A 13254-nucleotide genomic window follows, 5' to 3' on the forward strand; every position below is an offset into this window, starting at 1 on the left:
GCTCTACCAGCGGGCACGCGCCCGGGAGAGCACCGCCCGAGTGCTCCGGACCGCAACGCTCGTCCGACTGGCCCGACGCGTGCACCTGCCCGCCGGAGCACCACCGACCACTCTCGCCGCCACGGTCGCCGCCGGCACCGGTGACCGGCCCGACGCCATCCACGAGCTGCTCTACGGCGACACGCCGCAGACCGACCGGGACCTGCTGGAGCTGGCCGGTGACCTGGACCGCGTGGCGCGTGCCGGCGAGTCCAACCCCGCGCAGCCCGTCACCGACCCGCCGGCCCAGCCTCGGCTGCCGAAGCCCCGATCCGAAGGAGACCCCCGGTGACCCGACCCGCGACGACCGTGGACCCGCTCGCCGCCGATCCCAGCCGGGCCGCGCTGCACCGGCTCCGCGCCGAGGTGGCCAAGGCGGTCGTGGGGCAGGAGGGTGTGGTCACCGGGCTGATCGTCGCGCTGCTCTGCCGGGGTCACGTGCTGCTGGAGGGGGTGCCCGGGGTCGCCAAGACGCTGCTGGTGCGAACCATGGCCGCCGCGCTGGACCTGAGCTCGCGGCGGGTGCAGTTCACCCCCGACCTGATGCCCGGCGACGTCACCGGTTCGATGGTCTTCGACGCGCGGACCGCGGCGTTCACCTTTCGCGAGGGGCCCGTCTTCACGAACCTGCTGCTCGCCGACGAGATCAACCGCACCCCGCCGAAGACCCAGTCGGCACTGCTGGAGGTGATGGAGGAGCGGCAGGTCACCGTCGAGGGCGAGCAGCGGGTACTGCCCGATCCGTTCATCGTCGCCGCCACCCAGAATCCGGTCGAGTACGAGGGCACCTACCCGCTGCCGGAGGCCCAGCTGGACAGGTTCCTGCTCAAACTCACCGTGCCGTTACCCAGCCGGGACGAGGAGCTGGGTGTGCTCCGGGCCCACCACACCGGTTTCGATCCCCGGGATCTGACCGCCGCCGGCGTACGCCCGGTGGCGGACGCGGCCGACCTCACCGCCGCGCGCACGGCGGTGGGTCGGGTGCACGTCGCCGAACCGCTGCTCGGCTACGTCGTCGACCTGTGCCGGGCCACCCGCGCCACCCCGGCGCTGGAGCTGGGCGCCTCGCCGCGCGGTGCGACGGCCCTGCTCGGCACCGCGAAGGCGTGGGCATGGCTGAACGGACGCGATCACGTGGTGCCCGACGACGTCAAGGCGATGGCGCGACCGACCCTGCGACACCGGCTGCGCCTGCGGCCGGAGGCCGAACTCGAGGGTGTCGGGGTGGACCCGGTCCTGGACACGGTGCTGGCCACCGTACCGACTCCGCGATGACCTGGCGGGTGGCGGCGCTGCTGGCGGCCGGGGCGCTGACCCTGCCGTGGTGGCCGGCACCCTTCGTCGGGGTTGCGGTGATGGTCGGTGTGGTGCTGCTGCTGGTCGGGCTCGACCTCGCGCTCGCCGCGCCGCTGCGGGCGTTGACCGCCGAACGGACCGGTGAGCGGGCCGTACGGCTCGGTGGCACCGCCACGGTCACTCTGTACCTGCGCAACGGCTCCCGCCGGCCGCTGCGGGCCCGGGTACGTGACGCCTGGGTGCCGTCGGCCGGGCCCGGCCGGAGGTGCCGCCGACCCGGGTGGTGCGGGCCGCACCCGGTGCGGTGCTCGCGCTGCCCACCCAGCTCACCCCACCCGCCGGGGCGACCGACCCGCCGTGGCCCTGACCGTCCGCTCGCTCGGCCCGCTCGGGTTGGCGTTCCGGCAGCGGGGTGGCCGGCCCGGCACGCCACCGTGGACGGTACGGGTGCTGCCCCGCTTCGACTCGCGCCGGCACCTGCCGGAACGGCTGTCGCGGCTACGCGTCATCGACGGCACCCAACTCGGCCGGGGACGCGGACCGGGAACCGAGTTCGACGCGTTGCGGGAGTACGTGTCCGGCGACGACGTGCGCTCCATCGACTGGCGAGCCAGCGCCCGGCGGGCCGAGGTGCTGGTGCGTACCTGGCGTCCGGAGCGGGACCGGCGGCTGATCTGCGTGTTGGACACCGGGCGCACCTCGGCGGTACGGGTGGGCGACGAGCCACGGCTGGACGCCTCGATCGAGGCGGCGCTGCTGCTCAGCGCGTTGGCGGCACGGGCGGGTGACCGGGTGGACGTGCTCGCGGGGGATGCCGCGACCCGGGCCTCGGTGGGTGGTGCCGAACGGCCAGGGCAGTGGAGCCGGCTGGCGCATGCGTTGGCCCCGCTGCAACCCGCGCTGGTGGAGACCGATTTCCGGCTGATCGCGGGCGAGTTGCTCCGGCGGCACCGCCCGCGCAGCCTGGTGGTGCTGCTCACCGCCCTGGAACCCGGCGCGCTCGGTGAGGGCCTGTTGCCGGTGCTGCCCCGGCTGGCCGCCCGGCACCGGGTGGCGGTGGCCGCCGCCCAGGACCCGGTGCTGACCCAGCTCACCGTCGCACCCCCGCGACGTCCGGCGGACGCCTACGCCGCAGCCGCCGCCTGGCGCACGCTCGCCGAGCGCGACCGCCTCACCCAGGCGCTCACCCGTCACAACGTCACAGTGGTGGACGCCCCCGCCACTCACCTGGCCCCCGCCCTGGCCGACACCTACCTGACCCTGAAATCCCAAGCCAAACTCTGACCTCTCCCTCCCCCTCCCCCCACCCCCGCCGACACCGCGTTGATCATGAGGTTAGCGGCGAAGTTGATCTCCAATATTGCCGCTAACCTCATGATCAACGCGGGTGTTCCGGGGGGTCCGGGTGTTCCGGGGGGTGGGTGGGGGTGGTGGTGCGGGGGCCGAGGATGAGGGTGTAGGCGAGGAAGCCGAGGAAGGCGGTGGCGCCTATGGCGATGCGGAGGGGCGCTGGCAGGGGAGCAGGGGTGATGAAGGCCTCGATCAGCGCCGCGACGGCGAAGAGAGCGACCAGGCCCACGGCGACCAGCACGCCGTCGCGTCCCGCCCGGGCCACCGCCTGCCCACGGGTCAACTGCTCCGGTGGTGCGATCCACGCCCACCCGATGCGCAGCCCGACCCCGGCGGCGACGAACACCCCGGTCAGCTCCAGCAGGCCGTGCGGGGTGATCAGGCCGAAGAAGACGTCCGCTCGGCCGTAGGAGACCATCACCCCACCGACCACGCCGATGTTCATCGCGTTCTGCCACAGCAGGTAGCCGACGGGCACGATCAACACCCCCGCCGCCAGGCACTTCGCCGCAAGCCAGGCGTTGTGCGTCCACAGATGGAAGGCGAACGTCGGCGCGGAGAACTCCGTGTAGTAGCCAGCGAAGCCGGACTCGACCAGGTTGGCGGCCTCGTCGTCGCCGATGAACGCCGCCGCCGTCTCCGGGTTGTCCGCCACGAACCACATCAGGGTGAAGGTGAGCAGGGTGAAGGCGGTCGCCACCGCACACCACCACGGCGCCGCCCGCCAGATCGCACCGGGCAGGCCGGCCAGCAGAAATCGTCGTACGGCCGTCCAGGACGGTCGGGGCCGACCGGTGAGCCGCGCCCGTGCCCGGAGCACCAGCTGGGACAGCTCGCTGACCAGTGCCGGGTCCGGCGAGCGGCTACGCAGCACCGACAGTTGGGTGGTGGCCCGCTGGTAGAGCGCGACCAGCTCGTCGACCTCGGCCGCGTCGAGCCGTCGCTGACCACAGAGCTGGTTCAGCCGACGCCACTGCCCGCCGTGCTCCGCGACGTACGCGTCGACATCCACCGGCCACCTCCGACCGCGCGATCATAGTGTTCACTGTCGGGATGAGCACAGCGGCACGAGCGTGGACCATCCCGGGCTGGGGTGACGCCGGGCTGGTCAGCGGCGAGGCGGTCGAGCTGGACGTGCGGGCCGCGCGAATCGGCTCCCGGGCGCTCGCCCTGCTGATCGACGTGCTCGTGCAACTGGTCGCCGGGCTGCTGCTCGCCGCGCTGACCGGGCTGCTCCTGGCCGCCCTGCCGTACGGGGTGCTCGACGCGGCGATGGAACGCGCCCTGCTCACCATCGGGCTGGTCCTGCTGCTGGTCGGCTATCCGGTGCTCTGCGAACGGTTCAACGACGGCCGCACGCCGGGCAAGGCGGCGGTCGGCTTGCGGGTGGTCAGCATCGACGGCGCCCCCGTCGGGTTCCGGCAGTCGCTGACCCGGGCACTGGTCGGGGTCGCCGTGGAGTGGCCGGGCCTGGTGCTGCCGCTGCTGTCCTGGGCGGTCGGGCTGACCGTGATGCTCAGCGACGCCCGTGGCCGACGACTGGGCGACCTGGCGGCGGGCACCCTGGTGGTGCACACCCGGACCGCGACGAGATGGCGTTCGGTCCCGGCGATGGTGCCGGAACTGGCCGGCTGGGCGTACTCGGTGGACCTGAGCCGGTTGGACGCGGAGCTGGCGCTGGCCGTGCGGCAGTACCTGGCCCGGGCCCACGGGTTCAGCGAGCCGGCGCGCGGCGAGCTGGCCCGGCTGCTGTGGTGGCAGGTCGCCGCGGTGACCGGCCCGCCACCACCGGCCGGGTGGCCGGCGGTGACCTACCTGGCCGCCGTCATCGCCGAGCGGCATCGACGGGCCCGTCGCCTGCTCGCCGGCGAACGCGCGCTCACCGAGGCGTTGTGGCCGCAGTTGCCGAGCGCACCGTCCGACGATCGACCTGGGAGGTCAGGATGAGGGCTTTCGTGCCGTGGCTGGCGGTGCTCGCGGTGGTGCTGCTGCTCAGCGCGCTGCGGCTGCGCACCCTCGCGGCGCTGGTCTCGGTGGCCTGGCTGGTCTGGTGTGTCTGGACCTGGGTCCGCCCCACCCGCCACCGTCCGCGCTGACTGCGCCTACCCGCCGGGGCCATAGGCCAGGCCGGCCGGCCACCGGCCACGCCCGTCGGTGCGGCACCGCGACCGCAGGGCCACCTCCGGGGCCGGCCATGGCGGTCGGCTCCGGAGGTGACGTCGGTGCTCAGTAGCGGTAGTGGTCCGGCTTGAACGGGCCTTCCACGGCGACGCCGAGGTAGGCGGCCTGCTCCTTGGACAGCGTGGTCAGTTTGGCGCCGAGCGCGTCCAGGTGCAGCCGGGCGACCTTCTCGTCGAGGTGCTTGGGCAGCACGTACACGCCGATCGGGTACTCGTCGGTCTTGGTGTACAGCTCGATCTGGGCGATCGTCTGGTTGGCGAACGAGTTCGACATGACGAAGCTGGGGTGGCCGGTGGCGTTGCCCAGGTTCAGCAGGCGACCCTCGGAGAGCACGATGATCGCGTGACCGTCGTCGAACTTCCAGAGGTCGACCTGCGGCTTGATGTTCTCCCGGGTGACATCCGAACGCTTGGCCAGACCGGCCATGTCGATCTCGTTGTCGAAGTGGCCGATGTTGCCGACGATGGCCTGGTGCTTCATCCGGGCCATGTGCTCGTTGGTGATGACGTCGTAGCAGCCGGTGGCGGTGATGAAGATGTCGGCGGTGGCGACCACGTCGTCCAACGTGGCGACCTGGTAGCCGTCCATCGCCGCCTGGAGCGCGCAGATCGGGTCGACCTCGGTCACCACGACCCGGGCGCCCTGGCCGCGCAGCGACTCGGCGCAGCCCTTGCCCACGTCGCCGTAGCCGAGTACGACGGCCATCTTGCCGCCGATGAGCGTGTCGGTGGCCCGGTTGATGCCGTCGATCAGCGAGTGGCGGCAGCCGTACTTGTTGTCGAACTTGCTCTTGGTCACCGAGTCGTTGACGTTGATCGCCGGAAAGAGCAGCGTGCCGGCGCGGTGCATCTCGTAGAGCCGGTGCACGCCGGTGGTGGTCTCCTCGGTGACGCCCTTGATGCCGGCGGCGATCCGCGTCCACCGCTGGCCGCTCGCGGCCAGCGAACGGTGCAGCAGGCCGAGGATGACCGCGTACTCCTCGGAGTCGGCGGACTCAACCGGTGGCACGGCCCCGGCCTTCTCGAACTCGGCACCCTTGTGGACGAGCAGCGTAGCGTCGCCACCGTCGTCCAGGATCATGTTCGGGCCGTCCCCGTCGGGCCAGTCGAGCACCTGCTCGGTGCACCACCAGTACTCCTCAAGGGTCTCGCCCTTCCAGGCGTACACCGGCACACCGGACGGGGCGTCGACGGTGCCCTCCGGACCGACCACGACCGCGGCGGCGGCGTGGTCCTGGGTGGAGAAGATGTTGCACGACGCCCAGCGGACCTGCGCGCCGAGGGCCACCAGGGTCTCGATCAGCACGGCGGTCTGGATCGTCATGTGCAGCGACCCGGTGATCCGCGCTCCGGCGAGCGGCTGCGCGTCGGCGAACTCGCGCCGGATCGCCATCAGACCGGGCATCTCGTGCTCAGCCAGACGGATCTCCTTACGCCCGAACTCGGCGAGCGACAGATCCGCCACCTTGAAGTCGCCCTCGGCGACAGTACGCGGCCGGGCCTCGGACGACGTGCCGCTTGCGGACGCCGGGAGGGTGCTGGTCATAAAAGCTCCTGTCGGACGATGGTGCTGCGCAACCTCCCACCTTACGCGCGTTGCCGACGCGCGGTCGGGGTGGTGACAGACAGCGCACAGGGCGGCCGGTGTGGACGTGTGCCGTCCATCTCCGCCCGCCCCGTGCATCCCCCCGGTTTGGTTCCCCCGCGCGTTCTCGGACCATCGTCGCGATAACGCTACGCACCCATAGAGTCACACTGAGCGAGAGCCGAGTCAAGCCATTTCGGGAAATTCGGACTTGTCAGTCGACGGTTGATAGCCCGCCGAGCGCAGGGAAGGTTCAGACCTGCCCGGTCGAGGCGATGTACGTCTCACCCACACCGGTGACCGTGAGTGAACCACCCGCAGCCGGGCCGACCGCCGCCTGACCGGACCCGAGGGTCACCGGTGCCACACCGTCGGTCACCGTGACCCGGCCACCGGTGCACAGCACCACCCGGGGGCCCGGCACCGCCAACGTCACCTCGCGTCGGCCGCCACCGACGCTCACCCGGTGCAACGCGAAGTCGTCCACCGGCACCGGCCAGGTCACCACCCCGTCGGCGACCTCCTGCGCTGCGACCACCGGCCGGTCGAGCACCTCGAACCGGAGTACCCGCAGCAGTTCGGCCACGTCCACGTGCTTCGGGGTCAACCCGCCCCGCAGCACGTTGTCGCTGGCGGCCATCACCTCCACGCCGGTACCCCGCAGGTACGCGTGCAGGTTCCCGGCCGGCATCCAGATCGCCTCACCGGCCGTCAGCCGCACCCGGTTGAGCAGCAACGCCACCAGCACTCCCGGATCCGCCGGGTACGCCTCGGCCAACCGGGTCACCAGGTCCGCGTCCGGGCCCTGCGCCGTCCGGGCCGCCGCCACCAGCCCGGCACGCTCCGCCGTCGGCCACTCCAGCAGCCGGCGTACGGCCTCGGCCAGCCCCACCGGCCCGGCGGCCAACGCGTCGAGCACCGGCCGCAACTCCGGTACGCCCAGTGCGGCGAGCGCCCGTGCCGAGGCGGCCGGGTCCCGGAACCCGCACAGCGCCTCCATCGGCCCGAGCGCCACCAGCAGCTCCGGCTTGTGGAACGGGTCGACGTAGTTGCGGTGCCCGCCGGAGCGGGCCTGCTCGGCGGCGTGACCCACCCGCGCCTGCTCGGCGTCCGGATGGGCCTGGAGACTCAGCGGAGCCGCTGCGGCCAGCACCTTGAGCAGGAACGGCAGTCGAAGCCCGAACCGGTCGAGCACCTGCCGGCCGAGCCACTGGACCGGCTCGGCGGCGAGCACCTCGGTGAGCGGCATCCGCCCGCCGTCGCGCTCGACGGCGGCCGGCGCGCCCGGATGCGCGCCGAGCCACAGCTCCGCCTCGGGCGTCGCGCTCGGCACCGGCCGCCCCTGGAGTTCGGCGATCGCCGAGCGGGAGCCCCAGGCGTAGTCCTTGATCGGCCCGTGCAGCGGTTCCACCGGTCAGCTCTCAGCGCGTCCGGACGCCGTGGCGGGACCGACGGTGGTCCGGTAGATGTCCGGCTCGAGGTAGATGACCCGGGCGACCGGCACGGCGGCCCGGATCCGCTCCTCCACCGCGTCGATGCCCTGGGCCACCTCCTCGGCGCTCTCGCACCGCGACACCGCGATCTTCGCGGCCACCATCAGCTCCTCCGGACCGAGGTACAGCGTCTTCATGTGGATGATCCGCTCCACCTCCGGGCCGGCGGTGACCGCCCGCTCGATGGCCGAGACGTCCGCCGGCTCGGCCCCCTCCCCCAGCAGCAGGCTCTTGGTCTCCACGGCCAGCACGATCGCGATGGTCACCAGCAGCAGGCCGATCATCGCGGTGCCGGCCGCGTCCCACCGGCCGTTGCCGGTGGCCAGGGTCATGCCCACGCCGAACAGGGCGAAGACCAGACCGACAAGCGCGCCGAGATCCTCCAGCAGCACCACCGGCAGCTCCGGCGCCTTCGACCGGCGGATGAACCTGGTCCAGGACTCCCGGCCCCGGACCAGGTTCGACTCCCGGACGGCGGTACGGAAGGAGAACGACTCCATCACGATCGCCGCGAGCAGCACGGTCACCGGCACCCAGTGCCAGCTGGTGATGCCGTGCGGGTCGGACCACTTGTGCCACGCCTCGTAGAGGGCGAACAGACCGCCCAGGCTGAACAGCACGATCGAGACGATGAACGCGTAGACGTAGCGCTCCCGGCCGTAGCCGAAGGGATGTTGCGGGGTGGCGGCCCGCCGGGCCCGCTTGCCACCGAGCAGCAGCAGAGCCTGGTTGCCCGAGTCGGCGACCGAGTGGATGGACTCGGCGAGCATCGACGACGAACTCGTCAACAGGTAGGCCACGAACTTCGTCACGGCGATACCGACGTTGGCGAGCAGCGCGGCGATGATCGCCTTGGTGCCACCCTGCGTGCTCACTGGTTGGCCAGTTCCTTCATCTCGGTGATTGCCGGCACCGCCATCGGGTCCAGGCCGTGCGCCAGAGCCAGGTAGATCGACGCGAAGTCCGGCACCGCCACCAGCGAGGCCAGCCGCTCCAGCGCCGAGCCGCCCTCGGCGGTGACCACGTCGCACCGCACGCCCCGCCGCTCGGCGAGGGTCTGCACCGCGTCCGCGCGCCGCTCCTCGACGGCGAGCGGCTCGTCGGCGTCGTCCTCGGCGTTCAGGCCACCGTCGCGCAGCAGCACCAGCCGCAGTCGGGTGCCCTCACCGTCCGACTCGTCGGGATCGGCGAAGATGTCCCGCTCTCCCTCGGCCAGCCCCCCGAAAACTCCGTCGAGCAGCCCGACCCGGCCACGACCCGCCTCACCGAGCGCACCGGTGACCACCGGGTACCGGGCGTTGGCCGACAGGGTGTCGCCGAAGCGGCGGGCGGCGACCGCCGCCAGCGGCGACGAGCCCCACACGATCGGGATCGACCCGGCCAGCCCGAGGGCGAGGACTTCGCCGGGTTGACGAACGACTCCGCGGTCGGGCGACTGCGGTCGGCGTCGGCGTCCAGCCGGGCCGCCGTCTCCGCCAGGTCCGCCTCGTTGACCTTGACCAGGCCGAGGGCCCGGGCGGCGAGCAGCACCGGCACGGTCAGCCCCCAGAGGCTGGCTCGGGCGGGTGCCCGCCGGGGCACCGGGATGAACGGGGCGCGGGCCCGCTCGGCGACCGAGTGCAGTTGCGAGTCCGCCGGACCCACCGCGACCAGCCGGGCACCCCGCCGGTGGGCCGCCTCGGCCGCGCCCAGCGCCTCCGGGCTGCGGCCGGAGGCACTGACCGCGATCACCACGTCGGCCGCGCCGACCCAGCCCGGTACGCCGGCGAGGCGGTGCGCGATGACCGGTACCGGGCACCGCGGCCCGGCGACCGTGGCCAGCACGTCGCCGGTGCGTCCGGCGGTGCCGATGCCGGCGATCACGACCGCCCGGGGACGTCCGTCGTCGGCGAGTACGGAGAGATTGGCCTCGGCGGCCAGGGCAGCCGACTCGCGCACCTGCGCGCCCGCCGAGGCGGTGTGTCGCAGCATGCCGCCCGGGTCGCGCTCGGCGAGGGCCTGCGGGTCGTCGAGCAGTCGTTCGTCGGCATTGCGGTGTCCGCTGACGCCGGCCGTTCCGTCGATCACGATCCCTCCGCGGGGACGCGCGCCTCGTCCAGCAGCAGCACCGGCACGTCATCGCGGACCTCGAAGATCCGGCCACACTCGGTGCACGTCAGCGTCTGGGCCGGCGCGTCGTAGGTCAGCGGGGCATGGTGTGTGTCCGGGCAGGCGAGGATTTCCAGCAACTGCGGGTCGAGGGCCACTGCGCGGCTCCTTCCACGTGTGCGGCTTCACCGGTCGGGGGTGCCGACCGGCGCGAGCGATCTTATCGGCGAACCCGGTCGAGCACCTCGTCGCGCAGCGCGGTCATCCGCTCGGCGGTCGGTGCCTCGACGTTGAGCCGCAGCAGCGGCTCGGTGTTCGAGGCGCGCAGGTTGAACCACGCCCCGTCGGCAAAGCGCAGGGTGAGACCGTCCATCTCGTCGGCCTCGGCGTCCGGGTACGCGGCACGCACCTCGGCCACCTTGGCCGCCTGGTCCGCCACCGTCGAGTTGATTTCACCCGAGGCGACGTACCGCTCGTACTCGGCGGCCAGCGTGGACAGCGGCAGCGGCTGCTCGCCGAGCGCCGCCAAAGTGTGCATCGCGGCCAGCATCCCGGTGTCGGCGAACCAGAAGTCCCGGAAGTAGTAGTGCGCCGAGTGCTCCCCGCCGAAGACCGCGTTGGTGCGCGCCATCTCGGCCTTGATGAAGGAGTGACCCACTCGGGCCACCACCGGCTCACCGCCGTGCTCCCGAATGATCTCCGGCACCGCGCTGGAGGTGATCAGGTTGTGGATCACCGTCGATCCGGGGTGCTTGGCCAACTCCCGAGCCGCCACCAATGCGGTGATCGCCGACGGGGAGACCGGCTCGCCGCGCTCGTCGACCACGAAGCAGCGGTCGGCGTCCCCGTCGAACGCCAGGCCGATGTCCGCGCCGTGCGCCACCACCGCGCGCTGCAGGTCGACCAGGTTGGCCGGGTCCAGCGGGTTGGCCTCGTGGTTGGGGAACGTGCCGTCCAGCTCGAAGTACAGCGGCGCGATCCGCAGCGGCAGAGCCGGCAGGGCGGCGTCGCCGAGCACACTCGGCACGGTGTGCCCGCCCATCCCGTTGCCGGCGTCGACCACCACGGTCAACGGCCGGATCCCGGAGAGGTCCACGAGCGTGCGCAGGTGTGCCGCGTAGTCGGGGAGCAGGTCGCGCCGCTGTGTCGGTGCGGTCGGCTCGCCGAGCGGCTCGTCCTTGTCGAGCAGGGCCTGGGCCCGGTCGCGGACCTCGGCCAGCCCGCTGTCCTGCCCGACCGGGCGCGCACCGGCGTGACAGAGCTTGATGCCGTTGTACTGAGCCGGGTTGTGGCTGGCGGTGAACATCGCCCCGGGCAGCCCCAGCGCACCGGAGGCGTAGTAGACCATGTCGGTCGAGGCGAGCCCGATCTCGATGACCGGCCGGCCCTCGGCGCGTACCCCGGTGGCGAAGGCGGCGGCCAGCCCGGGCCCCGAGGCCCGCATGTCGTGCCCGATCAGCACCGCCTGACCCGGGTCACCGGCGGCGTCGAGCATCTGGGCGAAGGCGACGCCGAGCGCGCCGGCGACACGCTCGTCCCACTGGTCCGGCACCGTCCCACGGACGTCGTACGCCTTCACGATCCGGGACAGATCAGACACCGGTTCCACTCCTCGCCTGCGGGCCGTCAACGAACCTGAGCGTATCGGAGCGGAGGGACCCACCCCGGCTCAGCCGCCGAGCCCGCGCCCGTACTCCGGTTCGTCGCCCTTGCCGGCCCCCGGTGAACCGTCCGGATGCCCGGGCACCCTGCCCTGGCCGGGCTCGACCGGCGGCACGGCGATCGGCCCGGTCGGCCGGCCTGCGGGCGGAGCGGCCGGCGGACCGTCGCTCGGGTCGGCCGGTCGGGCACCGTACAGACCGCCGGTCGGGCGGGGTGCCGGGGCGCCGCCGTAGACCCGAGGCGTGGCGGGCCGACCCGCCCCGTACGCCTGGGCGGGCGGGACCGGCGGCACGGTGCCCGGCCCCGGCGGGACCGGTGCGACCGGTGCGACCGGTGCGACACCCTGACCGCCGCCGGAACGGTAGGTGGTGCCGCCCGGACTACGCGGCGGCAGGGTCTCGAATCCGTCGGCCGGTCGCCCACGGTCCTTGCGATCCTTCCGGGAGCGGTAGATCAACAGACCGATGAGCAGCGCACCGGCGGCGACCATGGCGATGCCGAAGTACATCACCGGCGACCCGCCGGAGGACTCGCTCTCGGTCTGGCTGAGGTCGTCGGTCGTCTCGGCGGCCAGCGCCACGCTGGGCGTGGCCTCGGCGGTCGGCTCCTCGGCCGCCTCCGTGCTCGGCGACGGCGACGGCGTGGGCGACGGGGAGGACGACGCCGGGCGCGCCCCCGACCACCCGCGACGACGCGGCGGCTCGACCCAGCACGGCGCCCCGCGCCGTGGTCGCCTCGCCGGTCACCACCAGCCGGCCACCGGGGGCCGTCGCGGCGAAGGCGACCCGGTACCGCATCGCCACACCCTTGCCCTTGCAGAGTTCGTCCCGAGCCGGGGCGACCGGTTCGGTGGTGACCAGCCCCGCCGCACCCGAGACACCCACCGGCACCCAGCGACCGCCCACGTTGGCCTGCACCGCCACCTGGTCGGCCCGTACGCCGGGCAGGCTCAGCCCGAGCGCGGTGCGCACCCGCACGCACCCGTCGGTGCGCTTGCGTACCTCGACGGTCACCCCCGCGGCGGAACGACCCGCGGTGAAGCTGCCCGCCGAACGCACCCGCACCCGGTCCTCGTCGGCGTGCGCGGGAGCGCCACCGAGCGCCACCAGGGCGCCCAGGAACACGCAGACCGCCGCGATCCGCGCCGTGTGCCGACGTACCGACATGATCAACCACCGTTCCTCCCCCGACGGGGGAACGCCGGTCAGGCTACTACCGGGGCCCGACCTCGGCCGGCCATCGAGCACCCCGCATGTGCGCCGCACCACGTCCCGGCAGCCGTCGGGCGGTCAGGCCGGGCGGTCCGGACCCTTCTTCGGGCCGTGCTCGCCGCCTCCACCTCCGGCGCCTCCGCCCGTCGCACCAAGAGCCAGGGCGAACGCCACGCCGATGGCGACTCCGAAGCCGATGCCGGCGGCACCGTCCAGGGCCGCCACACCGATCACCAGGCCGAGCAGAATTCCTGCCGGCCAGGCCCAGAGCCGTCGGTCACCGTCCTGCTTCTCCGGCGCTGCCATCTCACGAGCGTATTGCTCACGTCCGGGGCCCGCATCAGGGCAGC

The 13254-nt window shown here is 73.0% G+C and carries 12 protein-coding genes and 2 pseudogenes; 5 read left to right on the forward strand and 9 right to left on the reverse strand.

Features of this window, described 5'->3' with window-relative positions; translation table 11 throughout:
- The 3 genes and pseudogenes from ENC19_RS05130 to ENC19_RS05140 all read left to right on the forward strand — a co-directional run.
- A pseudogene (locus ENC19_RS05130) lies at positions 1–331 on the forward strand (hypothetical protein); the annotation flags it as partial.
- The gene (locus tag ENC19_RS05135) at positions 328–1314 is read left to right on the forward strand and encodes an AAA family ATPase (protein WP_328824154.1); all 987 of its coding nucleotides are present in this window, start codon (positions 328–330) and stop codon (positions 1312–1314) included. The pseudogene ENC19_RS05130 and the gene ENC19_RS05135, both read left to right, overlap by 4 nt.
- Positions 1315–1692: 378 nt before the next feature.
- Positions 1693–2619, forward strand: a complete 927-nt coding sequence (locus ENC19_RS05140; protein WP_328824155.1) for a DUF58 domain-containing protein — start codon at positions 1693–1695, stop codon at positions 2617–2619.
- A gap of 94 nt (positions 2620–2713) precedes the next feature.
- Here the strand turns inward: ENC19_RS05140 and ENC19_RS05145 are convergent, their stop codons facing one another.
- A complete protein-coding gene (locus tag ENC19_RS05145; RefSeq protein WP_164446016.1) occupies positions 2714–3697 on the reverse strand; it encodes a stage II sporulation protein M in 984 nt (327 codons plus the stop codon).
- Positions 3698–3738: 41 nt separating this feature from the next.
- Between ENC19_RS05145 and ENC19_RS05150 the strand changes: the two genes are divergently transcribed.
- Both ENC19_RS05150 and ENC19_RS29225 read left to right on the forward strand, forming a co-directional pair.
- Entirely contained in the window at positions 3739–4632 is an 894-nt protein-coding gene (locus ENC19_RS05150; RefSeq protein WP_166458138.1) for an RDD family protein, read from the forward strand.
- Positions 4629–4781: a hypothetical protein gene (locus ENC19_RS29225; protein ID WP_166458139.1), complete on the forward strand. Its 153-nt coding sequence runs from the start codon at positions 4629–4631 to the stop codon at positions 4779–4781. Before ENC19_RS05150 ends, ENC19_RS29225 begins: the two co-directional genes overlap by 4 nt.
- A 130-nt stretch (positions 4782–4911) precedes the next feature.
- Here the strand turns inward: ENC19_RS29225 and ahcY are convergent, their stop codons facing one another.
- From ahcY to ENC19_RS05190, 8 genes and pseudogenes are all read right to left on the reverse strand, one after another.
- On the reverse strand, positions 4912–6411 hold the full coding sequence (ahcY, locus tag ENC19_RS05155) for an adenosylhomocysteinase (RefSeq protein ID WP_164446017.1): 1500 nt from the start codon (positions 6409–6411) through the stop codon (positions 4912–4914).
- 292 nt (positions 6412–6703) lie between these two features.
- On the reverse strand, positions 6704–7861 hold the full coding sequence (gene manA, locus ENC19_RS05160) for a mannose-6-phosphate isomerase, class I (protein WP_164446018.1): 1158 nt from the start codon (positions 7859–7861) through the stop codon (positions 6704–6706).
- A 3-nt stretch (positions 7862–7864) separates the two neighbouring features.
- Complete coding sequence (locus ENC19_RS05165) at positions 7865–8818, reverse strand: cation diffusion facilitator family transporter (RefSeq protein ID WP_164446019.1); 954 nt, start codon at positions 8816–8818, stop codon at positions 7865–7867.
- A pseudogene (locus ENC19_RS05170) lies at positions 8815–10010 on the reverse strand (SIS domain-containing protein). Before ENC19_RS05170 ends, ENC19_RS05165 begins: the two are co-directional and overlap by 4 nt.
- Positions 10007–10189 (reverse strand): Trm112 family protein, encoded by a 183-nt coding sequence (locus ENC19_RS05175; protein WP_164446020.1) that lies wholly within the window; start codon positions 10187–10189, stop codon positions 10007–10009. Before ENC19_RS05175 ends, ENC19_RS05170 begins: the two are co-directional and overlap by 4 nt.
- Before the next feature lie 62 nt (positions 10190–10251).
- Positions 10252–11631, reverse strand: a complete 1380-nt coding sequence (locus tag ENC19_RS05180; RefSeq protein ID WP_164446021.1) for a phosphomannomutase/phosphoglucomutase — start codon at positions 11629–11631, stop codon at positions 10252–10254.
- Positions 11632–11700: 69 nt separating this feature from the next.
- Positions 11701–12273: a hypothetical protein gene (locus ENC19_RS29485; RefSeq protein ID WP_208020818.1), complete on the reverse strand. Its 573-nt coding sequence runs from the start codon at positions 12271–12273 to the stop codon at positions 11701–11703.
- Between the two features lie 709 nt (positions 12274–12982).
- Positions 12983–13210, reverse strand: coding sequence for a hypothetical protein (locus ENC19_RS05190; RefSeq protein WP_164446022.1), 228 nt, complete (start codon positions 13208–13210; stop codon positions 12983–12985).
- Positions 13211–13254: the final 44 nt, after the last annotated feature.

This window comes from Verrucosispora sioxanthis (genome assembly GCF_010560025.1).
GTDB lineage: Bacteria > Actinomycetota > Actinomycetes > Mycobacteriales > Micromonosporaceae > Micromonospora > Micromonospora palythoicola.

Coding starts and splice junctions, on each gene's coding strand:
- ENC19_RS05150 (WP_166458138.1), top strand. CDS start 3,739: ATGAGCACAGCGGCACGAGCGTGGACCATCCCGGGCTGGGGTGACGCC.
- ahcY (WP_164446017.1), bottom strand. CDS start 6,411: ATGACCAGCACCCTCCCGGCGTCCGCAAGCGGCACGTCGTCCGAGGCC.
- ENC19_RS29225 (WP_166458139.1), top strand. CDS start 4,629: ATGAGGGCTTTCGTGCCGTGGCTGGCGGTGCTCGCGGTGGTGCTGCTG.
- ENC19_RS05190 (WP_164446022.1), bottom strand. CDS start 13,210: ATGGCAGCGCCGGAGAAGCAGGACGGTGACCGACGGCTCTGGGCCTGG.